Genomic DNA, 21,241 nt, shown 5'->3' with positions numbered 1-21,241 from the left:
GCGGATGAAAATTAAACTTTGAACCGCCTCACGGTTTGACCTCGATTGGCAGCGTGATTTTGGCGGGCGCACCCGTTTCCGGGGCCTGCCAGCGCAGCACTTCCTTGCCGGGTATGGCGGGATCGTTGGAAATAATGTACACACGGAATTGCAGCGAAGCCTTCTCCCCCTGCGGCACGGGCACCGGTTTGATGTTCAGCGTGATCTCATTATGCCCGTTGGCCAGGCCGCCGATGAGGATCTGCTGGTCCAGCCCGTCCTGCACCGAATCATGGTTGAAGCCGTTCATGCTCACGGACGTCTGGTAGCCAAGCGATTGCAGCTTGAAGCCCGCCTTATGATCAGGAATGCGACACAGCGGCGGTGGCGGTGGCATGGTGCCAGGCGGTGTGTATTCGGGCTCGTCGAGAAAACTGGGCGTCTTGCCTTCCTGCAGGGCCTTGCGCACTTCTGGGACGCTGTCCAGGCGGCTGATGCGGTTGCTGTCGTACTTCCAGCCCCCATTTTCACGATAGAATTTCAGCTTCAGGATGTTGTCGCGCACCAGTTCCTTGTCTTGGCCCATGTCGATCTTGCCAAAATAGACCAGATGCGCGGTCAGTCCCACCGCCTGCGCTTCGAGCAACCGCAGGCCATCAAGCCCAGGTGGCTGCACTTCGGACTTAAACACGGCGTCTGGAAACACCCGACGCTCACTGACCACTGAGTTGCGAATTATCGTCTGACGATAACGGGTAATGGTCGCGGCCCAGGTTGGCGCATCCCGGCGGATCATGGACTCACGCCACTTCAAATAGACTTGTTCCAACTCAGTACGCAAACCGGCATCACTGGTCTGGCCGGACAACGGTGAAGTAAGGTGTAACAGGCTGAAACCAAGAAACAGCAGGATGATCTGGCGCATGACGTGAGTGAGGAGGCCGCCAAACAAGTCCACGATTTGGCTTAAAACAACCAGCGATCACCATTTTATGGCTCGCATCCTGCGGAAACTGCCGTGATAGTTTTAAACCAGACGTAAAACCATTTGCCCGTTTTAGCGATTCTGGTAAACGTCAACTTTCCTCACCCCTAAAACATGGAGTCACTCAGCGAAGGCCAACCACGCACACCCCCGATCGACCGTAATCGGGAACTGCTGAAGACCGCCCGTGAGGAGATCTACAAGACCGTCGGCGATGTGAATCTCTCCGCTTACATTTGGGAGCCGGAGATGGACAAAGCACCGCCGTATCCAAAATCGGTCGCCGCATTCTTCTTCAGCAGCGGCTGGGACAACGGCCAAGTGGCACAGTTCGCCCCGCACTGTGTTTACTTTGCCTCACGTGGCATGACGACGATCTGCTTTGATTATCGCGTCGCCACGCGGCATGGCACCGGCCCGGTGGAGGCCATGGCTGATGCACGCTCCGCCATTCGCTGGATTCGCATGAACGCGGTCGAACTCGGCATCAATCCCGGCAAGATCGTCGGTGTCGGTGGTTCTGGTGGTGGTCACGCCATTGCCTCAGCGGCCATTCTCACCGGTTTCGACGATGCCAACGACGTAATCGACTGCAGCCCGGCACCAAACGCCATCGTGCTCTTCAATCCGGTGATCGACACCTATTCAAAGACCGCTTTTGGCCGCGAACGCTGGCCGGATCAAGCCACCAGCAAGGCTGCCGACCTCATTCGCGGCATCAAACCCGGCCTGCCGCCGATGCTCATCCTGCACGGCACGGGTGACCGCGTGGTGCCCTTCGGCAGCTCCTATGAGTTCGCCCGCAAATCGACCAAGAAGAAGAATCTCTGCCGCTTGATCGAGTTCGAGGGCCAAGGCCACGGCTTCTTCAATTTCAATCTCTCCTTCGAGATGTACGAGGCCACCCTCATGGCGATGGACGAACTGTTTGTCGAACTCGGCTTCCTCGAGCCCGATCCCGAAGCGGGCCTAGGCAAGGTGGATTAGGCCCTCCTGCGGAGGGAATGACGAATTCCGAAGCTCTCATGACGAATTTCCGCTCACACGTCGTTTCGTCATTCGTTCATTCAGGCATTCATTCGTCATTCCGAACTCGTCATTCGTCATTTTCCCTAACCTCCGCCGTACCACCATGCACCGCGCCCTCCTAGCCACTCTGTTCATCCCCTGTTCTCTGCTGGCCGCCTGGCCGCAGGACGCCAGCGATCTCAAAGCCGATCCCAAAGCACAGTTCGGCACACTCGAAAACGGCCTGCGCTATGTGATCCTGCCGCACGATGAGCCACCCGGCCGCGCCAGCATCCGTCTTTACATGGATGTCGGCTCCTTGATGGAACAGGACGACCAGCAGGGCATGGCGCATTACCTTGAGCACATGGCATTCAACGGCTCACGTCACTTCAAAGGCGGCGAGATGGTCGAGTACTTCCAGCGTCTTGGCATGGGCTTCGGTGCCGACACCAACGCCCACACCTCCTTCAAGGAAACCGTGTACATGCTCGAACTGCCCAAGGTGGAGCCAAAATTCATCGCCGAGGGCCTGCAACTCTTCCGCGATGACCTCGACGGCATGCTGCTTGGCGAAACCGAGATCGACAAAGAGCGCGGCATCATCCTCAGCGAAAAGCTCAGCCGCGACTCCATCGAGTACCGCACCATGCTCGAAGGCTACAAGTTCGCCCTGCCCGACTCGATTCTCCCCCACCGCATGCCCATCGGCACAGAAGATATGATCAAGACGATGAAGCGCCCGCGCTTCGCCGACTTCTACGAGAAATGGTACACACCGAAGCGTGCGATGGTGGTCGCCGTCGGTGACTTCAAAGATGTCGCCGCCGTCAAAGCGGAGATCGAAAAGCAGTTCGCCGATGCCAAGCCGCGTCATGACGATGCCAAAGACCCTGATCTCGGCAAAATCACCAGCGGTCGTGGCCTCATCGCCAAACTGCACACCGAAATGCAGGCGGAGGCGCTCACCATCTCCGTCGAAATTCCCAGCCGCGCCAAGAACAAACCCGACAGCGCCGCCACACGTCGTGAAAAGACCATCCGCGACCTCGCCGACATGATGATCAACCAGCGCCTCTCCAAACTCGCGAAGGCCGAAGGCGCTCCATTCATCGGTGCGGAAAGCTACAGCTACGAATACCTTGAATTCGTGCTCGTAAACGGCATCCAGGCCCAGTGTGACCCGAAAAACTGGCAGGCCACGCTCACCTTGCTCGAAACCGAACTGCGCCGCGCCATCGAGCACGGCTTCACCGCCGCCGAATTCGAGGAAGCCAAGGCCACCATCCTCAAAGGTGCCAAACTCCGTGCCGATCAGGCCGACAGCCGCAAATCGCGCGACCTCGCCAGCGGCCTCGTCAGCATCCTCGCCTCGAAAAAAGTCTTCACACATCCCGCTGACGATCTCGCCCGCATTTCCACCGTCCTTGCCGGTTTGAAGCAGGAAGACAGCCACGCCGCACTCGTGGCCGATTGGAAAGGCGACGACATCCAGCTCTTCCTCGGTGGCAATTTGAAGCTCGAAGGCGATGCCGAGAAACAAATCATCGCCACATTCAAAGCCAGCCGCGAAAAACCTGTCGCCGCACCCGTGAAAGAGGAAACTGCCGCCTTCGCCTACACTGACTTCGGTCCTGCGGGCAAAGTCACCCAGCGCACCGAGGCGAAGGATCTCGAAATCGTCCAAGCCGTGTTTGAAAACAATGTACGCTTCAACTTCAAGCACACCGAGTTCGAAAAAGGCACCATCCGCGTGCTCATCAATTTCGGCGGTGGCAAACTGGCCGTTCCCGCTGGCAAACCCGGCCTGCTGCCCTTCGCGCAAAGCACCTTCCAGCTCGGCGGCCTTGAAAAACACGGCGTTGATGACATCCGCCGCCTCTTTGCCAGCCGCACCGTCGGCAGTGACTTCACCGTGGGCGATGAAGCGTTCCTGCTGTCCGGCAAAACGACTCCTGCCGACCTCGAAGCGCAGCTTCAACTCCTCACCGCGCATCTCGTTGCTCCTGGCTATCGCGAAGAAGCCGCACGTCAGTTTGAGAAGAATCTCGACCCGCTCTACACGCAGCTTCACCACACCGCCGAAGGTGTGATGAACAACGAAGTTGTCGCCTTCATGCACTCGGGTGATGCGCGCTGGGGTTTCCCGAAGATCGAAGAACTCAAGCAACGTTCGCTCGCCGAACTCAAGGAATGGCTCACGCCTGCGCTCAAAGAAGATTACCTCGAAGTCAGCGTGCTCGGTGATGTCGATGTGGAAGCCGCGCTCAACGCCGTGGCCAAAACCCTCGGCGCACTGCCCAAACGTGCGGCGAAGAAGCCTGCGTATGAAAAAGAACGCGCGGTCGCCTTCCCCAAGCCCGAGGCCAGCAAGTCGTTCCCGTTTGAAACCGAGATTCCGAAAGCCATCGCCACGATCTACTGGCCCACGACGGACATGAGTAACATTCAGCGCACCCGCCGCCTTACGCTGCTGGGTGCCATTCTCGACGACCGCCTGCGCATCAAGGTGCGCGAGGAACTCGGCGACACCTACAGCCCCGCCTGCTACCACGTCGGCAGCGACACGTTTACCGGTTACGGCTACATGACCACCATGATCGAGTGCAAACCCGAACTGGCCGACAAATTGACCAAACTCGTCATCGAAATCGGTGACAAACTCGCCGCTGGACCGATCACCGATGATGAATTCGACCGCGCCCTCAAACCGATGCTCGTGCAGCTCGAACAGATGCGCCGTGACAACCGCTACTGGTCGATGAACGTCCTGCGCTGCTCCCAGGAGCATCCCGAACGCCTCGACTGGTCCCGCAGCTTTGTCAGCGACTTCGCCGGCATCAAAAAGGACGAGATTCAGGCGCTCGCCAAAGAATACCTCGGTGCCAAACGTGCCGTGACCGCCGACATCATGCCGCAGGTGAAGAAGTAGCCCGCATTTCTCACACTCCCAGGTGAGAGTGTGACAGCGTGTCGGCCGCCTGATTGTAGCTCGGTATTCCGATACCGAGTCGCCACCGTCGCGGAATCGGAATTCCGCGCTACAGCCGCGCGTCGTCACTGGACATGTGTGCGAAATGCTGGGTAGCTAGCAACTGCTGCTTCAACGCCCGCACATCGGCGCTCACATCGTCCGCTAATAGGAACGCTGACACGACAACGACCCGCCGTGCTCCGGCGGCGATGATTTCATCGAATCGCGCCGAATTCACGCCGCCAATGCAGAAAATCGGCAGCGCCACGCGGCGATGCACCTCGGCGATGTCGTTCAAACCAATCGGCACATAGTCTGGCTTCGTTCCCGTGGCATACAGCGGTCCGAAGCCGATGTAATCCGCGCCTTCCACCTGCGCGTTCTCGGCTTGCACCAGATTGTGCGTCGATTTGCCGACGAAACAGGCTGAACCAACGACCGCACGCGCCTTGGCGACGGCATCGTCATCCTGGCCGACATGAACGCCCTCGCTGCCCACAAATGCCGCGACATCCAGATGGTCGTTGATCACGAGCGGCACGCCATGTTCGCGAGTGATCGGCAGCATGAGCCGCGCCAGCCGCTCCACTTCGCTCTTCGCGATTTTTTTGGCCCGAAGCTGCAGCACATCCACACCGCCATCGCACAACGACTGCGTCATGCGCCAGACGTTTTCCGGCGGCACATAGCCGAGATCAACGATGCCGTAGAGCCGTGCGTCTTGAATGCGTTTCATGCGGGATTGCATTCGCTGTGTCAGCGTTCTTGGCAAGCGGCAGTTTCCAGTTGCCCGGCAGGCGCTGGCGGTTATGGGCCTGCATGGCGGTGGGCATCCTCGTGATGCCCGCCGTTTTCTTTAACGTTCGCAGATGCAGGAAAGGCCGTGAGAACCGGCCACAGTGGCGCTGCGGTAACGGGTCACAGACCTCCATTCATGCCGCAAGGCATGGAACACAGCCAATCGGGAGCCATCCTGGTGAAGGCGGAGGCGAGGCAGGCGGCAAGGCCGCCATTTCAAATTTCAAATCTGAAATTTCAAATGGCTACAGAGCAGCCAGAAACCCGGAGTCCGAACATCTCGCTGCGAACGCATTCACTCACGCCTCCGTGTGGAGGGCCGTGAGTGCTTCATCGAACCAATGAAGTGCAGGTTCAGCCTTGCTGTGCCTGCATGCCTCCCCTCAAACAAACATGTTCATCCAGACCAACTCTGGTCGCTGGCGCATCGCCACGATCACAGCGGCACTCCTTGCCACCATCACCGCCCACGCTGCGGATCAAGCAATCCCCGAAGTCGTCATCACGGCGACCAAAACTCCCACCGAATCCTGGCGCACGGCATCAAGCGTCACGGTCATTGATCGCAAACAGATCGAGCAGAAGCAGTTTCGGCTGCTGCCCGACGCACTACGACAAGTTCCCGGCCTCGTCATCGCGGATCGCGGTACATCCGGCGTGCAGAACACACTCTTGCTGCGCGGCACAAACAGCGACCAGACGCTCGTCGTCATCGACGGGCGCCCGATGCCAGCAAACCTCGCCGGTCTCTACAACATCGAGACCATGTCACTCGACAACGTGGAGCGCATCGAAGTGCTGCGCGGACCTGCGGCCAGTTTGTATGGCGGCAAGACGCTCGGCGGCGTGATCAACATCATCACGCGCAGTGGTCGTGGCATGACGAAGCCTGAGACCACATTGATGTGGGAAGGCGGCAGCTTTGGCACCTCGCGCGAAAGCCTTGGCACACGCGGCGCGGCGGGCATCTATGACTGGAGCCTGGATCTCAGCCGCTCGGACACGCAGGGCTATCGACTCAACAGCCAGATGCAGTTAAACAACGCCGCAGGCAAATTCGGCGTGCAACTCGCCGACACGCTGCGCTTTGACCTCGATCTGCGTTACTACAACGCGGATGTCGGCGTTCCGGGTGCGAGCACCGGTTTTGGTGCGAATGATCCCAACGATCATGTGCTTTCCGAATACTGGAGCCTTTCACCACGCCTCGTATGGGACACCACCGACCGCTGGCAGCAGACGCTGACGTATCAGTTCGGCAACTTCCGCCAGGCGGCGACGAACTTCGGCACCGGTTTCGGTCAGAACAACCGCATCACCTCTCGCAATCACTTCTGGGAATATCAGAGCGTGTTCAAAGCCACCGACAAATGGACCATCACCGCCGGAGCATGGCTGCAGGACATCGGTTACTCGCGCAGCAGTGACAATGCTCCCCTCAATGGCTATGACGTGGATCAGGCGGAGACGAACTGGGCCATCTTCCTGCAATCGCAGGCGGAAATCCTGCCGGGCTGGAATGTCACTGGCGGCATCCGTCGCGACACTTATTCCGACTTCGCCGATGCTACCACATGGCGTTTCGGCTCAAGCTGGCGCATGCCATGGACGCAAACCGTGCTGCATGCCAATTACGGCACCGCCTTTGGTCCGGCGAGTCCGCAGAACCGCGAGGCTGCGTTGTTCGGCGATCCCACTTTCATCAAGCCGGAGCAGAGCAAAGGCGTCGAAGTCGGCATTGAACAACCGTTCGCGAACAACAAGGCGTCCGTGACCCTCACCTACTTCCGCAACAGCATCAGCAACCTCATCGTGTTCCTGCCGCCCTTCGGCCCCTTGCAGCAGATCAACAACGCCCGCACCCAAGGCCTGGAGAGCGCCTTTCACTGGACGCCCTGCGACAGCTTTGGCTTCAACGCGCAATACACCTATCTCGACGCCGACGATCTCACCGCCGGCAAACGCCTCGTGCGCAGGCCGCGTCACACGCTTTCCGGCGATGTGTGGGTGAAGCCGGTGACGAAGCTGCGCCTCGGACTCGGTGCATTGTATATCATCGACCGCGAAGACGGCTTCGGAGCTGCTCAGCGTAGCGTGGAGGATTACCTGCGCCTGCGCCTCACTGCCAGCTATGAGGTCAGCAAGAACTGCGAACTCTTTGCCCGCATCGAAAACCTGCTCGGCGAACGCTATCAGGAAGTGCTCGGCTTCCCGGCCATGCGCACCGGTGCCTATGCAGGAATACGGCTGCGTTTTTGATGCACCGTGCTAATGCTGCGAGGTGAGCAGCCCTTCGTCACGTCCTGAGAACCCATCCGCACTGCGCGAGCGTTTCATTCGCCGTGTCAGTGCGGACAGTCCGTTCTACCGGCTGTTCGATCACCTGCCCGACCTCGCTTTCTTCGCCAAGGACGCCCAATTTCGCTTCATGTGCGCCAGCCAGCGCTTCATGGACCGCTTTGGCATCGCGGACGAGTCCGGCATCGTCGGCAAAAACGATTTTGATCTCTTCCCCGCCCGTCTCGCCGAGAATTTTCGCCGCGATGATGAGGAAGTGCTCGGCAATGGCAAAGCAAAGCTCAACATCGTCGAGCTGTTCTTCACCGACCAGGGCATCCCCGACTGGTTCGTCACCAACAAGCTGCCGCTGGTCGATGCCAAAGGCCGCGTCATCGGCATCATGGGCACCGTGCAGAGCTTTGAGGGTAAAAAGCAGGTGCTCCAGCCCTACCTGCAAATCGACCGAGCCCTCGCCTACATTCGTGAGCATTTCCGCACCGGCGTCTCCATCACTGAACTCGCGCAGATCGTGCATCTCTCGCCACGGCAGTTGCATCGCAAGTTCGTCGAAACCTTCGGCTCCAGCCCGCAGGCATTCATCATGAAGCTGCGCATCCAGGCCGCGTGCGAGGCCTTGCAGAAAGAAGGTGCGCAGATCAACGAGGTGGCCCGTGACCTCGGCTTTTGCGATCAAAGCGCCTTCACCCAGCACTTCCACCGCCACATGGGCATGACCCCGCTCAACTACCTGCGCCAGTTTCGCCTGCGCCGCTCTTGAAAAATCCGGTTGCCGCAGCCGCCAAGTCCGCTTAAAGACTGCGCCCCGGAAAATTCCGCGCGATTAGCTCAGTGGTAGAGCATTGCCTTCACACGGCAGGGGTCGCAGGTTCGAACCCTGCATCGCGCACCATCCCACAGCGCTTCGCGCAGTTTGGATGGCAGGCCATCCAACAGACTTTCATCATGAAGTTTTACTACACGTATGTGTTGAGGTGTGCGGATGGAAAATTGTACGTCGGCTTCACACATGATCTCAGAACCAGACTGAAGGTGCATTTGGAAGGCAAAGTGGCGACCACACGGGTACGGCTGCCAGTGGAACTGGTTTATTATGAAGCGTGTCTTTCTGAAGCGGCGGCGATTGCGCGGGAGAGGCAGCTCAAAACAGGCTTTGGAAAAGCCTACCTCAAACGCAGACTGGCTTGAGCTTGCACCTGCCCGCAACGCGTTACGCACCATCACTCCATCAAGATGGCTTGGTGCCTGATCGTTTCGGTTTAAACCGTGCCAAGGTCGTTTTGAATTCATCCAGTGTTTCATGTGCGGAGCCATAGCGACCCAACGCATACATTTCAGCCAACGGCTTGAACCGCGACGCCAGATCAGGGCGTGACACAGCCACGCGTTGCGCATAGGCCAGCGGGCCTTCGTTGGCGGCACGGGCGGGCAATCCGGCCTTGGCAAGTCGCTGACAGACGTGCTGCCAGGCACGCATCCATGGATCGGCATGACGCGCGGGGCGCCGCAGCCACCAAATGACCGGCAAGACGCCCAGGAGCACTGCGACACCGCTGGGAATGAGCAGCACAAGCTTGCTCTGGCGCAATCCGACACGTTCCAGCAGACCGCGCTGGGTTTCCTGGTTGTAGTCGATGACCTGGTTCTGCCAGGCGTAGTTGACGCTGTCCCACCACAGACGCATGCGCTGCAAGGAGCGTCCCAACAAGCTGTTGCGCTGGCGCTCTGCCTCCTCGGCACCGCCAGCGAGCAATGCGCGCAGGTCGATGTTCACGCGATCCGGGGCAAGCGCAGCAGTGGGATCGACGCGAAACCAGCCGTAGCGTTCCAGCCACACTTCCGTCCATGCATGCACGTCGCTTTGCTTCACGATGAGGTAGCCACCATTGTGATCGGAGTATTCGCCGCCGAGATAGCCGACGACGATGCGCGAGGGCACACCCGCCATGCGCATGAGCGTGGCAAAACTGGCGCTAAAGTGCTCACAGAAGCCGGTGCGACGGCGCAGGAAGAAATCTTCAAGCGCATCCGGCCCCGGATAGTCGCCCGGCTCCAGGGTGTAGCTAAAGCCCTGCGTGCTGAGGTAGTTGAGCGCGATCTGAACGATCTGCTCGTCGTTTTGCGTCACGGATTCCCAGTAATCCGTGAGCTGTTTGAGTTTGGGCGAGATTTGTCCAGGCAGTTGTAGTGCGGCTTCGCGATGGCTTTCGGGCAAATCACGCCGGACAGGCGGCTCGAAGCGCGAGATGACCTCGATGCGCTCTGAACTGCGGATTGGCACCGGAGAAATCAGTGTGTCATCAAATTCGGGAGAAAACGACATGCCGCGTGCGCTGGCACGCAGTGGCAGATCAAGCGCGGGAACCCACGTCTTGCCATGCGGCTCCAGATCGATGATCTGGCGCACGTCCTGGCTTTTCGGGAGGCGCGACAGCGGCGTGTATGCCAGGCGGTCACCACGTGTCCAGCGCATGCCTTCACATTGCCAGAGCGTGAGGCAGCGCCAGTAGCGGTTTTCATTCGGCGGCAGCACGACGTCGGGGAACCGCACCCGAAAGGCCACGTCCGAGATGAGAGCGAGGCGTGCGATGCTGCCAGGATCGAGCGTGCTGTCGATGCCGGTCTGACTGAAACGGCTGCGGCCCAGTGCAGAGCCGAGATCGAGCAAGCCGCGTGGAAACACGAAAAACAACGCCACCGCGAGCGGCAGCGCCTGTGCGAACAGAGCGGCGGTGACACGCACTGGTTCACGCACGCCCGGCGAGCTGCGACGGAAGCGCACCATGCAGGCGGCGATCAGCAGCACCACCACGCCCACCCAGATCGAACGCGAGAGATGATTTTCCAGCAGGAGGCCGCAAAAGGCGAGAAACCAGCCGATGAGCGCGAGCACTTGAAACTCACGCGGCGTGCGACTTTCCAAAATCTTCGCCCCTGCCAGCACGAGCAGCAGCGCGATGCCCGGTTCCATGCCATGCAGCTCACCGTAGTCGAAATAAACTGCCGTACCGCCCACGGCAAGCACACCGATGCGCACCAGCACATGCGGCACGCCAAGACGCAGCACACCACGCCAGATCAGGCACAACGCGCACACCACGAGACCAGCGGTGGCGATGTAACCATGCAGCGGCAGGATCGCGAGCATCAACGCCAGGCACAGAAACAACAGCGGTCGCCAGGGCAGATGCGTGGATTGCTCAAAGCTGATGGTGCTGGCCCCCTGCCCTGCCCGCAGCTCACTCGAAGCCGAGGCTTTGACTTCGGAAGATGATTGCAAGGCCAGTGCATCGAGACAGCGCCGCAGATGCGCAGGACCGAGACCGGCGCGGATCGTGAGCTGCGGCAGACGCAGCTCATACGGCTTGCCTTCGACCTCACACATCTCCATCCAGCGAGCGATCTGACCTGCGCGTGCCGATTCTTCGAGCGTCATGACATGCCAATCGAACACCACGACGCCATGGGCGCTCGCACTCCATGACTTGACCATCAGCGGGCCGCCGCGTGCCATCGCACGCCAGTCGATGTGACGCGGTGAATCGCCCGCACGCCATTCGCGCAGGCCGGCAAAGTCATCGCCGCCGCTGGTTTGTGCGCGGGCGGTGGTAACGACGGCGGCATCGCCTTGCAGGGAATGATCCGGCGCTGGCAGCGGCAGATCACCCGCCGGACGTGGATGCACGCGACGCACCCATGTTGTTTCCAACACGCTCTCGGCGGTGAACAGGCCCAGAGGATAAACACTGCGCACCAGCAAGCGCAACGCTCCGCCCGCATGCTGGATTGGCGGTGGGAGATCGACAAACACTGCGCTTCCCGACGGCACACGCTCAACGAACACGGATGTCTTCGCCCCGATGACGAGCACTTCCAGCCCGCACGGCGCAATCGCACCCGTGGCACGCAGTTCCACCGGAATGCGCGTGGTTTCATCCTGTACGGCAGGTCTGGCACCGACGAGACGCAGGCTCAAGCCGCGCAGATTCGACCGCGCATGCAGCCAGGACAGCGCGCCCATCGCGCCGGTGAGCAATGCGATCAGATGCGCAGCTCCATTCGACTGCGCCTCGGCCGCATACCACATGCCCGCGACGATGGCCAGCAGCGCCAGCGTGTGTCGGTTCCAGCGCACGCGCACTTTCATCGCATCAAGGCACGGGTGTTTCGGCGATCAACTGCCGCGCCAGTTCGGGGCCAGTCATGCCATCGGCAGCGTGTTCGAGACGATGACCCATGACCGCGAGTCCGACGGCTTGAATGTCCTCGGGCAGCACCATCGCACGTCCGCTGAGCAAGGCCCAGGCCCGCGCCGCAGCCAGCACCGCCAGTCCCGCACGCGGTGACAAGCCACGGCCATGCACGCGGCTGGCGGCCAGCAGGTCCTGCAAATAATCGAGCAAGGCCGGTGAGGCATACACGGCACGCGTCCACGTCTGCAACTGCTGCAACTCAATGAGCGACATCGCCGGCTGCATCACACGCAGCAGTTCGCGCCGCTCCTGCCCTTCCAACAATTTGCGTTCCGCTATGCGATCCGGCACGCCGAGCGCCAGACGCATCAAGAAGCGATCCAACTGCGACTCCGGCAGCATGAAGGTGCCGACTTGCGACGATGGGTTCTGCGTGGCGATGACGAAGAACGGCTCCGGCAGCGGATGCGTGGCACCATCGGCGGTCACCCGGCCTTCCTCCATTGCTTCGAGCAGCGCAGACTGCGTCTTGGGTGTGGCGCGGTTGATTTCATCCGCCAGCAGCACCTGCGTGAAGATCGGGCCGCGATGAAAATGAAACGCGGCAGTGTCACGATCATACACGGAAGCACCGAGGATGTCGGCAGGCAGCAGATCGCTGGTGAACTGCACGCGGCGGAAGCCGAGACCCAAGGCCTGCGCCAGCGATTGGGAGAGCATCGTCTTGCCGACACCGGGCTGGTCCTCAAACAGCAGATGCCCGCGTGCGAGCAGGCACGTCACTGCGAGGCGCACGACATCCTCTTTGCCCAGGATGATCTGCGATACGCGCTGAATGATAGTTTCAATCTGCTCGGCCGCGTGTTGAGCTGTGGCAGCAGGTAACATGGCGTCGGCGGAGGTATGAGAGGCGCGGGAGGACATTGAGATGTGCCAATGTCGCCGATTTGCCGGTCAGAAAGCAAGCCTGCAATCGCTGCCGCTCATAAAATGACGAAACCAGAATGACGAATGACGAACGAATGCCCAATAACGAAAAATTGAGGCATTGGGGCTTCGGATTTCCTTCGTCATTCTGAATTCGTCATTCGTCATTTTATATCTGCTGGAGCTTGTTCCGCTCGTTCGGCGTGCGGCACACAGGGCAGATCGTGACGGCGATCTTGCGCTTCGCTTCACACGCGTAGGCCGTACCACAGATGCGGCATTGGATGGCGATACGACGGCGATACACCTCCCGTTTGCGCTCTTGCCAGAAGCTGTGAAACCACAACACGCACACCGCCGTGACACCGACGGCCATGAAAAAGATGATCAAACCTCCGAGCGGGATGGGAATCATGGCGTGGCGGCCACCTCCCAGCGGAAGGAGATTTCGCCCCACTCGACGCGGCGAATGGAAGAAGGCTCAAAGCGCAATGCCGTGACGGCGGCATGCAGTTGCTGCATGACCTCGGCATCTTCGGCGCTGCCGAGCGGCAATGCGGTGATGATCTGCCCGGCAGAACCGATGGCGACACGAAACTGCACCCGCGTCGGCTGCGTGAGCTTGATGCCGGGCATCTCGACACTCGCGGGGCCGCGCTTGGCCAATGCCGAACTCATGATGGCACGCAGCGTGGCCGCTGATGGCGCAGTGACCGGCCCGGCAGCACGACGCGGCACCGGCGGCAGCACATCGGACGCGGCGGTGAACAAACGTGGCTGCGGCATCGCCGCAGTGACGGGCACCATCTCACGCAGCTCGATGTGATGCCCTTCAAACGAAGGTCGAAATGCCAGCAGCGGACTTTCCAGAGGCAATGAATCTTCCTCGCTCAACAGCGCAAAGCTGCGGTCTTGCGCCCGATGAATCAGCGCCAGCGCCGCCGGATCACGTGGATCAAGCGAGATCACATGCTGCGGCGTGGTCGGCAGCCGCTGCGCCACGGGATGCACGATGCGGAAGATAAAAAAGAATCCCACCATGCCGCCCATCAACAACAGCAGCGCCACCACCAAATGCCACGTCGAATGATCCCGCACGCCCCAGGCGAAGATCAGCGATTCGTGCGTGTGCGGTTTGGCAGGCATGGAGAGCTTACGACTTTGGCGGCACGGTGGAATGCGCGACCTCGTAGCCGAGGTCGAGCGCGATGTTGCCGATCTCGATCACACGGCCAAACGGTGCCTGCTTGTCAGCATGAATGATGGCGCGGCGCTCGCCTTCGCGGTTGGCCTTCAGCTTGTCACGCAGCTCGGCGGTGGTGGTGCGCATGCCGTCAAAATACAGCGTGTTGTCCGCCCCCGCCGGCACGGTGATGATGTGGGCGCGGTCAAAACCACTGAGCCGCGAGTTCGACTGCGGATGCTCCACTTTGACGCCAGACGGCACCACGAAGCCGCTGCTAAAGAGGTAGCACACCAGCAGCAGCAGAATCGTGTTCAGCAGCGGTGCGGTGTACAGCCAGGGGCTTTGCTTGGGCAGGTTGCTTTCGAGCTTCATGGTTGCTGCTGCGTGGGGCGCGATTTCGACGGGCTGAAATGGTTGGGCCGGCCCGAACTGCGCTGCGAAGATCAGCCCTTCATGCCACGCGTGCGCGACTTTGTCATGGGCGGCGCGGCTTCCGCCTGACGGAATTCGACGATGTTGTCCGCGCTCTTGGCATCTTCGATCAGATTCACGATCTCGATGCCCGCACGCTCCAGATCATGCATCAAAGAGCGGGCACGGGCGCTGAGGAAGGCAAAGGAAAGATAGGCCGGAATCGCCACCACGAGGCCAAGGGCCGAGGTGATCAGGCTCTGATACACACCACGCGCCACGTCCGCCGGTGTCGCAATCCCATTGGCAGACGAGAGACTGGTGAAGCTGTCGAGCAGGCCAATGATGGTGCCCAGCAGGCCGATAAGCGGCCCCGCATGCGCGACGGCGTTCAGAATGCCGAGGAAACGCTCCAGTCGCGGCACTTCGAGCTGCCCCGCCTCCTGCACGATCTCTTTGAGCTGCTCCCGTGGCGCATGATGCCGCAGCAGCGCCGCATGAATCACCCGCCCTGCTGGCACTCGCGTCGCCACGCACTCCTGCAGCGCCTCGGCGAAGTTCTTGCGGCGGATCAAACTCGCCAGCCCGGCCAGAAACTCGCCGATGTTCATGCTCGCACGATGAAAGTAGGCCAGCCGCTCGATGAAAATCGCTCCGGCGAAGCACAGGCACCCGATCAGGAGCCAGACAAGGGGTCCGCCTTTGGAGATAAGATCAATCATGAGCCGAGAGTCAGAAAGTGGGTGAAAATGTCAGGCACGACGCGTCAGATCGGGAGACACGGGGTGCAAAGCATGTTTTATGCCGAGTAGGACGGCTTGTAAACACTGGAAATAAACCGGAAAACGGGCCGGAGGTCAAGGCGGCAGGCCGGAGCGGGTCAAGGAATGGTCAAGTATCGTCAAGGTGGTCAAGACGGTCGCTTCCCCCACGCCCCCTCCCCTCTTGACCATTCCTTGACCTCTTGACCACCCCTTGACCTCCCCGCGTGACATTCATACCAAAACCCATCACCTCCCGCTCTTGCTTCCATTCCGCAAAACCGCTCCAATGTCCGCATGAATCCCTTCGATCTCCAGGTCAATGGCTATGCTGGCACCGACTTCAACGGCGACGCCCTCACCGCCGAAGCCCTCCACCACGCCTGCGAATGCCTCGCTGAAGACGGCTGCGACGCCATCCTCGCCACCTTCATCACCGACACCGTGCCCACCCTGGAGCGCCGCATCGGCAAACTCGTCGAATTGCGCGAAAAAGACACCCTCGCCCGCCGCATCATCACTGGCATCCACATTGAGGGGCCGTTCATCAATCCCATCAAAGGCTACGTCGGTGCCCACCCGCCCCACGCCGTGAAACCGGCCAACCTCGACGACGCCAAGCGCCTGCTCGCCGCCGCCGGTGGCCTCGCCCGGCTCGTCACCCTCGCCCCGGAACACGATGAGGGCAGCAAAACCATCGCCTTCCTCGTCTCCCAAGGCGTCACCGTCGCCGCCGGTCACTGCGATCCCTCGCTCGACCAGCTCAACGCGGCCTGCGATGCCGGATTGAGCATGTTCACGCACCTTGGCAACGGCTGCCCCATCCAGATGCACCGCCATGACAACATCATCCAGCGCGCCCTCAGCCTGCACGAGCGCCTCTGGCTCTGCTTCATCCCCGATGGCGTCCATGTGCCCTTCTTCGTGCTGAAAAACTGGCTCGCCAGCATCGGCCTCGACCGCACCATCTTCGTCACCGACGCCATCTCCGCCGCCCGCCTCGGCCCCGGCCGCTACACCCTCGCCGGCTGGGACATCCTCATCGGCGACGACCTCGTCGCCCGCTCCCCCGACGCCACCCATTTCGTCGGCAGCACCGTCACCGTCCCGCGCATCAAAACGAACGCGTATGAGCAGCTTGGGATGAGCGAGGAGGGGTTGAAGCAGGTGATTGATGTGAATCCGCGGAAGGCGATCAAACTTTGAAAAAGTCAGCACCTTGTCCAGCCATATGAAACACCTCGCCCTCATCCTCCTCGCCGCTCCGACTTTCGCCGCAGACACACGCGACGCCATCTTCCAGCGCAGCATTGAGGAGATATTTCCGAAGCTGGTGGAGATCCGGCGGGACATTCACATGCATCCTGAATTGTCGAATGAGGAGGAGCGGACGGCGAAGCTGGTGGTGGACCGGTTGAAGGAGCTGGGCTTCACGGACATCAAGACGGGCGTGGCGAAGCATGGGGTGTTGGCGATGCTCAAAGGCACCCAGAACGGGCCGTGCGTCGCGGTGCGGGCGGACATGGATGCGCTGCCGATCAAGGAGCTACGCAGCGTGCCGTATCGCTCACAAAATCCAGGGGTGATGCATGCCTGCGGACATGATGTGCATGTGACGTGCGCGCTGGGCGTGGCGGAGTTGCTGTCGAAACACAAGGATCAGGTGAAGGGCAGCGTGAAGTTTCTGTTTCAACCCGCCGAGGAGGCCATGCCAGCCACGTTCAAAGGCGACTGGGGTGCCAAGCTGATGGTGGCGGAGGGTGTGATGGAAAAGCCGAAACCGGCGGCGGTGTTTGGCCTGCACACCACGGCGAGCGTCCAACCGGCGGGCCCCATGGATGACGCGGTGCATTATTTGAAGGCGGGCCAGATCGGTTACACGCCGGGCCTCGACAACGCGAACAGCGACCGCTTTCACATCGTGATCAACGGCAAGATGGCGCACGGTTCTGCGCCGCACAAAGGCGTGGATGCCATCGCCGTGGCCGCAGAGGCGATCATGGCGCTGCAAATGATCAAAAGTCGCCAGACGAACACGCGGCAGCCGCTGGTGATCAGCATCGGCACCATCGCTGGCGGTGATCGTGAGAATATCATCGCGGAGAAAGTCGAGCTGGGCGGCACGGTGCGCACCTATGACGCGAAGTTTCGCGATGGCGTGATTGAAATGATGCACCGCATCCTCAAAGGCATCACCGAGGCGCATGGAGCAAGTTACGAGATGGAATACCGCAAAACGTATCCGAGCATCAGCAACGACCCAAAGCTCGTGGATGCCACGCTGCCCGTCTTTCGTCGCATCGTTGGCGACAAGAACGTGATCGAGCTGATTCCCGGCATGGGTGGCGAGGATTTCAGTTTCTTCGCGCAAGTCGTCCCCGGTTTCTACTTCCGCCTCGGTGTGGCGAATGAGGAGAAAGGCTTCACCTATGGCGGCCACACGCCGATGTATGACTGCGACGAAGAAGCGATCAAAACCGGTGTGGCCGTGATGGCGGCGGCGGTGTGTGATTTTCTGGATGCAAAGAAGTGACCAGACCGGCGTTTCCTCGCGACCATGAAGGCCAGCCACCTGTTTCTTGCACTCACGCTGCTCAGCAGTGTGCTCCACGCCGCCGACTACCAATCGCCCTACAAAGTCGAATTCACCTTCAAGGATGAGGAACTGATCGGCGACCTGCTCAAGGGACCGCGTGGTGACTGGAAAGATGAGGCCAGCGTGCCGTTCCGCGACTGGTATGATGCCGCGAATCACAAACGCTGGACCTACTGGGGACCGTCGGCAAAGCAGTTCAGTCCGCCCGCCGGACTCGCGACGAAAAGCCCGGAGTGGTCACGCCAGCGGGTAATCGCCGCAGGACTGCGATTTGTCGGTTACAGCTACCAGCATCATCACATCCCGGACTGGGAACCGCCCGCCGACTGGCCGCAGGATGCCAAGCAAACAACGCCGGTGGGCAAAGGCCTCGATTGCAGCAACTTCACCGCCTTCGTTTACAACCTTGCGCTCGGCATCAAACCGAGCGGTGGCATTCATGAGCAGGAAGTGATGACCGAAGCCACCGGACCCGGCACCGGTCGTACAACTCCAGCGAAGCGCATCGAACTGCCCGCCAGCTACGAGGACTTTGAGAAAACGCTGCTCACCAGCGATCTGCTGTTCGTGAAAAGCAACAAGGGCGAGGTCTCGCATGTCGTGCTGTGGGTCGGCAAGATCGGCAAGAGCCCCGACGGCCTGCCGCTGATCCTCGACAGCACCGGCACCGGCGCGAAAGACAGCAACGGCAATGAAATCCCCAATGGTGTGCATCTGCGCCCATTCAAACGCGGCTTCTGGTATGCCAGCAAGGCCAGCCATGCCCTGCGCATCATTCCTGAGGGGAAGTAAGAGCCGGAGCGCGAGCGCGTCGAAGACCACTCGCCATTTTCAGGGCGGCAATGCATTCGGCGCGGGCAACTTCCCCGGCACGATGTCCACCCTCGCCCCCGGCTTCACCCATTTGCACAGGCTGATGATGTCCGCCGATCCCATGCGCACACAGCCCCATGACGCCGGTGTCTTCAGCTTCGCCTCCTCCGGCGTGCCGTGGATGTAGATCAGCCGCTCCAGCGTCCGTGCATTGTGCCGCTCCATGCCTTGCAGACGCAAAATCCGCGTGACGATCGGATCACGCCCCGGTGCATCCACCGGCACGATCTCCCCTGTCGGCTGCCGTGATTTTAACTTCGTCCCCGCCGACAGCCCCTGCCCGATGATCTCCACCACCTTAAGTTGTCCCAGCGGAGTCTTGTATGAGCGTGGTTTGTCACCGGTTCCAAATTTCGACGTGCTCACCCGGTACATCCGCTTCGGCCGGTCCCAGTCAAACGTCACCAGCATCTGCTCCGCCACGCTCACCACCAGCCGTTGCTTCACTGGAACCACCGCCTTCCGCACCACCTCCGCCTGCGGTTTATCCACATGCCGACACGACACCAGCGCCAACAGCAGAGGCAGCACCAGGTGGAAAAAAACTACCGTCGCTCTCATGCCACCATAGAGGTTGTCCCGCCGCTCTGCGGAGCAACCGGACAGCAGGCAGGCTCCTGCCTGCAGTTGCAGTAAGGTGACTTCAGAGCGTGGGGATTTCATCGGGTGCAACGAAAGTGAGCCGTGGATTTTGGAACACTCCATTTCTTCCCTGCAACCACCCCGCCGTCCAGCAGCTTCATCTTCACGCGCCGACCTGCCGCAGCCAGTCTTCCAGATTGTAGTAGTTCGTCACGCGGCTGACACGCTCATCATGGAGGTCAAAGAAGGCACCAACACGCAGACGGTAGCGCTGGCCGGTGGCGGGCGGCAAACCTGCATCGGCGGAGAGGTATTCGCCTTCGATGAAGAACTCGGCCGCGCCACGCGTGCCATCCGTGTTGGCGAACACAACGAGATCACACACCTGCTCGCGGTAGCAGCGGTCCATGCGCGTGAGGAAGGTGCGAAACGCCGCTATGCCTGATTCCGTGCCGCCTTGATTGATGTCATGCGCGACATCCTCCGTGAGCAGCGTCAGGAACGCGGCGCGGTCGCCCGCATTGAAAGTAGCGTAGTAGTTTTGGATGAGTGCGATGGCGCGTTGCTGCGGTGAGTGCATAGGGCTGGCAGCATGAATTCAGCCGCACAGGCGTCAACGCGGAAAAAACGTGCGGGTAAATCCACGGTTGCGATGCTGGCGCAGGCGGCTAAACATCGGCGTCTATGTTATCCCCCAGCATGGCGTGGCTCCGCTCCCGCGCATCGATCCTTGGCATCTGTTTCACCCTCGCCACCAGCGCCGCCACCCTGCGAGCACAGGCTGCTGTGCTCGTGGTCGATGCCTTCAATAAAAAAGTGCATGTCGCCAATGACGCGCAAACGAAACGCCCCGTCGGCGGTCTGGCGAAGATCGCCACCGCGATGGTCACGCTCGACTGGGCGGAAGCTTCCCACGTCGGCGTTGGTGTGCTGGCCACCGTGCCCGCTTATGCCTTCCAAATCTCCGATCCCGGCACCATCGGCCTGCAACCCGGCGATCAGGCCACGCTGCGTGATCTCATCTACGCCACCATGATGAGCAGCGACAACATCGCCGCCATCACGCTGAGTGATTTCGTCGGCAAAGATCACCTAGCACGACTGGGCCGCACCGGCCATCCGATGGAAGAATTCGTGCGGCAGATGAACCAGCTCGCCTCACGTGAAGGCACCCGCGGCACCCGCTTCACCAATCCGCACGGCCTCGAAAACTCACGCCCCCTGCCCTATTCGACGGCGGCGGACATTGCCCGTCTGGCGATCTACGCCGTATCGCGTCCCGCGATGCGCTTTTACACGAATCAAAGCAGCCGCAGCATCACCATCTACCGCGCTGGACAGCAGCTCAGCGTGCCATTGCAAAACACCAACCAACTGCTCGGCGTGGACCGCATCGACGGCGTGAAAACCGGCAACACGGCACGTTCCGGCGGCTGCGTGGTCATTTCGGCGGAGAAGCCCGCTAGCGTGCAAGTGCAGGCGGACAACACCAGCCACATCTATCACCATCGCATGGTCGTTGTCGTGCTCGGTTCAGCCAGCCCCTTCGCCGAGGCCCGCACGCTGCTGCACCAAGGCTGGGCCGCGTATGACCGCTGGCTGGCAGCCGGTCGGCCCATCACCGACAAGAGGCAGATGCTCGACCATTTCTAAGCACCTGCTTGGCAGCA

At 60.6% G+C, this 21,241-nt stretch carries 19 protein-coding genes and 1 tRNA gene; 10 read left to right on the top strand and 10 right to left on the bottom strand.

The annotated features are described in order from the left end of the window. Positions 1-28: 28 nt before the first annotated feature. Positions 29-904, bottom strand: coding sequence for a hypothetical protein (locus ACKVY0_RS24295; RefSeq protein WP_409217449.1), 876 nt, complete (start codon positions 902-904; stop codon positions 29-31). A 174-nt stretch (positions 905-1,078) separates the two neighbouring features. Here ACKVY0_RS24295 and ACKVY0_RS24290 point away from each other — a divergent pair, with 174 nt between their 5' ends. Beyond that, on the top strand, positions 1,079-1,951 hold the full coding sequence (locus tag ACKVY0_RS24290; RefSeq protein ID WP_409217448.1) for an alpha/beta hydrolase: 873 nt from the start codon (positions 1,079-1,081) through the stop codon (positions 1,949-1,951). 145 nt (positions 1,952-2,096) lie between these two features. Then, entirely contained in the window at positions 2,097-4,904 is a 2,808-nt protein-coding gene (locus ACKVY0_RS24285; protein WP_409217447.1) for a M16 family metallopeptidase, read from the top strand. Between the two features lie 109 nt (positions 4,905-5,013). On the opposite strand, the gene thiE is transcribed toward ACKVY0_RS24285, so the two are convergent. Beyond that, the gene (thiE, locus tag ACKVY0_RS24280) at positions 5,014-5,682 is read right to left on the bottom strand and encodes a thiamine phosphate synthase (RefSeq protein WP_409217446.1); all 669 of its coding nucleotides are present in this window, start codon (positions 5,680-5,682) and stop codon (positions 5,014-5,016) included. Positions 5,683-6,137: 455 nt separating this feature from the next. Here thiE and ACKVY0_RS24275 point away from each other — a divergent pair, with 455 nt between their 5' ends. The 4 genes from ACKVY0_RS24275 to ACKVY0_RS24260 all read left to right on the top strand — a co-directional run bounded on the left by ACKVY0_RS24275 (position 6,138) and on the right by ACKVY0_RS24260 (position 9,230). After that, positions 6,138-8,003, top strand: coding sequence for a TonB-dependent receptor plug domain-containing protein (locus tag ACKVY0_RS24275; protein WP_409217445.1), 1,866 nt, complete (start codon positions 6,138-6,140; stop codon positions 8,001-8,003). Between the two features lie 22 nt (positions 8,004-8,025). Beyond that, positions 8,026-8,802 (top strand): helix-turn-helix domain-containing protein, encoded by a 777-nt coding sequence (locus ACKVY0_RS24270; protein ID WP_409217444.1) that lies wholly within the window; start codon positions 8,026-8,028, stop codon positions 8,800-8,802. Between the two features lie 57 nt (positions 8,803-8,859). Next, a tRNA-Val gene (locus ACKVY0_RS24265) sits at positions 8,860-8,934 on the top strand. A gap of 53 nt (positions 8,935-8,987) precedes the next feature. Beyond that, positions 8,988-9,230: a GIY-YIG nuclease family protein gene (locus ACKVY0_RS24260; protein ID WP_409217443.1), complete on the top strand. Its 243-nt coding sequence runs from the start codon at positions 8,988-8,990 to the stop codon at positions 9,228-9,230. A gap of 40 nt (positions 9,231-9,270) precedes the next feature. Here ACKVY0_RS24260 and ACKVY0_RS24255 read toward each other — a convergent pair whose 3' ends face one another. The 6 genes from ACKVY0_RS24255 to ACKVY0_RS24230 form a co-directional block, all read right to left on the bottom strand. After that, positions 9,271-12,177 (bottom strand): transglutaminaseTgpA domain-containing protein, encoded by a 2,907-nt coding sequence (locus ACKVY0_RS24255; RefSeq protein ID WP_409217442.1) that lies wholly within the window; start codon positions 12,175-12,177, stop codon positions 9,271-9,273. A gap of 16 nt (positions 12,178-12,193) precedes the next feature. Continuing rightward, positions 12,194-13,123, bottom strand: coding sequence for an AAA family ATPase (locus tag ACKVY0_RS24250; RefSeq protein WP_409217460.1), 930 nt, complete (start codon positions 13,121-13,123; stop codon positions 12,194-12,196). Positions 13,124-13,331: 208 nt separating this feature from the next. Continuing rightward, the gene (locus tag ACKVY0_RS24245) at positions 13,332-13,577 is read right to left on the bottom strand and encodes a hypothetical protein (RefSeq protein ID WP_409217441.1); all 246 of its coding nucleotides are present in this window, start codon (positions 13,575-13,577) and stop codon (positions 13,332-13,334) included. After that, the gene (locus ACKVY0_RS24240) at positions 13,574-14,308 is read right to left on the bottom strand and encodes a hypothetical protein (RefSeq protein ID WP_409217440.1); all 735 of its coding nucleotides are present in this window, start codon (positions 14,306-14,308) and stop codon (positions 13,574-13,576) included. Before ACKVY0_RS24240 ends, ACKVY0_RS24245 begins: the two co-directional genes overlap by 4 nt. 7 nt (positions 14,309-14,315) lie before the next feature. After that, a complete protein-coding gene (locus tag ACKVY0_RS24235) occupies positions 14,316-14,720 on the bottom strand; it encodes an ExbD/TolR family protein (RefSeq protein WP_409217439.1) in 405 nt (134 codons plus the stop codon). Between the two features lie 71 nt (positions 14,721-14,791). Further along, the gene (locus ACKVY0_RS24230) at positions 14,792-15,481 is read right to left on the bottom strand and encodes a MotA/TolQ/ExbB proton channel family protein (RefSeq protein ID WP_409217438.1); all 690 of its coding nucleotides are present in this window, start codon (positions 15,479-15,481) and stop codon (positions 14,792-14,794) included. A gap of 336 nt (positions 15,482-15,817) precedes the next feature. On the opposite strand from ACKVY0_RS24230, the gene ACKVY0_RS24225 reads away from it, so the two are divergent. The 3 genes from ACKVY0_RS24225 to ACKVY0_RS24215 are packed head-to-tail and all read left to right on the top strand — an operon-like array spanning position 15,818 to position 18,908. After that, on the top strand, positions 15,818-16,726 hold the full coding sequence (locus ACKVY0_RS24225) for an N-acetylglucosamine-6-phosphate deacetylase (RefSeq protein WP_409217437.1): 909 nt from the start codon (positions 15,818-15,820) through the stop codon (positions 16,724-16,726). A gap of 25 nt (positions 16,727-16,751) precedes the next feature. Further along, positions 16,752-18,053 carry a M20 family metallopeptidase gene (locus ACKVY0_RS24220; RefSeq protein WP_409217436.1) on the top strand — a complete coding sequence of 434 codons (1,302 nt, stop codon included), beginning with the start codon at positions 16,752-16,754 and terminating at the stop codon, positions 18,051-18,053. Between the two features lie 24 nt (positions 18,054-18,077). Continuing rightward, entirely contained in the window at positions 18,078-18,908 is an 831-nt protein-coding gene (locus tag ACKVY0_RS24215; protein WP_409217435.1) for a hypothetical protein, read from the top strand. Positions 18,909-18,947: 39 nt separating this feature from the next. Here the strand turns inward: ACKVY0_RS24215 and ACKVY0_RS24210 are convergent, their stop codons facing one another. After that, entirely contained in the window at positions 18,948-19,652 is a 705-nt protein-coding gene (locus tag ACKVY0_RS24210) for a L,D-transpeptidase (RefSeq protein ID WP_409217434.1), read from the bottom strand. 82 nt (positions 19,653-19,734) lie between these two features. Next, complete coding sequence (locus ACKVY0_RS24205; protein ID WP_409217433.1) at positions 19,735-20,151, bottom strand: ketosteroid isomerase-related protein; 417 nt, start codon at positions 20,149-20,151, stop codon at positions 19,735-19,737. A gap of 119 nt (positions 20,152-20,270) precedes the next feature. On the opposite strand from ACKVY0_RS24205, the gene ACKVY0_RS24200 reads away from it, so the two are divergent. Further along, entirely contained in the window at positions 20,271-21,224 is a 954-nt protein-coding gene (locus ACKVY0_RS24200; RefSeq protein ID WP_409217432.1) for a D-alanyl-D-alanine carboxypeptidase family protein, read from the top strand. Positions 21,225-21,241: the final 17 nt, after the last annotated feature.

Origin of the sequence: Prosthecobacter sp. (assembly GCF_046154365.1) — a bacterium.
In the GTDB taxonomy this organism is placed as follows: Bacteria; Verrucomicrobiota; Verrucomicrobiia; order Verrucomicrobiales; family Verrucomicrobiaceae; genus Prosthecobacter.
The sequence above is the reverse complement of the archived record's forward strand: the minus strand, read 5'-3'. Positions and strand labels throughout refer to the sequence as shown.

Excerpts from the sequence above, each read along its gene's own strand:
- ACKVY0_RS24295 (WP_409217449.1), bottom strand. The coding sequence starts at position 904 with ATGCGCCAGATCATCCTGCTGTTTCTTGGTTTCAGCCTGTTACACCTT.
- ACKVY0_RS24290 (WP_409217448.1), top strand. The coding sequence starts at position 1,079 with ATGGAGTCACTCAGCGAAGGCCAACCACGCACACCCCCGATCGACCGT.
- ACKVY0_RS24285 (WP_409217447.1), top strand. The coding sequence starts at position 2,097 with ATGCACCGCGCCCTCCTAGCCACTCTGTTCATCCCCTGTTCTCTGCTG.
- thiE (WP_409217446.1), bottom strand. The coding sequence starts at position 5,682 with ATGAAACGCATTCAAGACGCACGGCTCTACGGCATCGTTGATCTCGGC.
- ACKVY0_RS24275 (WP_409217445.1), top strand. The coding sequence starts at position 6,138 with ATGTTCATCCAGACCAACTCTGGTCGCTGGCGCATCGCCACGATCACA.
- ACKVY0_RS24260 (WP_409217443.1), top strand. The coding sequence starts at position 8,988 with ATGAAGTTTTACTACACGTATGTGTTGAGGTGTGCGGATGGAAAATTG.
- ACKVY0_RS24250 (WP_409217460.1), bottom strand. The coding sequence starts at position 13,123 with ATGTTACCTGCTGCCACAGCTCAACACGCGGCCGAGCAGATTGAAACT.
- ACKVY0_RS24245 (WP_409217441.1), bottom strand. The coding sequence starts at position 13,577 with ATGATTCCCATCCCGCTCGGAGGTTTGATCATCTTTTTCATGGCCGTC.
- ACKVY0_RS24240 (WP_409217440.1), bottom strand. The coding sequence starts at position 14,308 with ATGCCTGCCAAACCGCACACGCACGAATCGCTGATCTTCGCCTGGGGC.
- ACKVY0_RS24235 (WP_409217439.1), bottom strand. The coding sequence starts at position 14,720 with ATGAAGCTCGAAAGCAACCTGCCCAAGCAAAGCCCCTGGCTGTACACC.
- ACKVY0_RS24230 (WP_409217438.1), bottom strand. The coding sequence starts at position 15,481 with ATGATTGATCTTATCTCCAAAGGCGGACCCCTTGTCTGGCTCCTGATC.
- ACKVY0_RS24225 (WP_409217437.1), top strand. The coding sequence starts at position 15,818 with ATGAATCCCTTCGATCTCCAGGTCAATGGCTATGCTGGCACCGACTTC.
- ACKVY0_RS24220 (WP_409217436.1), top strand. The coding sequence starts at position 16,752 with ATGAAACACCTCGCCCTCATCCTCCTCGCCGCTCCGACTTTCGCCGCA.
- ACKVY0_RS24215 (WP_409217435.1), top strand. The coding sequence starts at position 18,078 with ATGAAGGCCAGCCACCTGTTTCTTGCACTCACGCTGCTCAGCAGTGTG.
- ACKVY0_RS24210 (WP_409217434.1), bottom strand. The coding sequence starts at position 19,652 with ATGAAATCCCCACGCTCTGAAGTCACCTTACTGCAACTGCAGGCAGGA.
- ACKVY0_RS24205 (WP_409217433.1), bottom strand. The coding sequence starts at position 20,151 with ATGCACTCACCGCAGCAACGCGCCATCGCACTCATCCAAAACTACTAC.
- ACKVY0_RS24200 (WP_409217432.1), top strand. The coding sequence starts at position 20,271 with ATGGCGTGGCTCCGCTCCCGCGCATCGATCCTTGGCATCTGTTTCACC.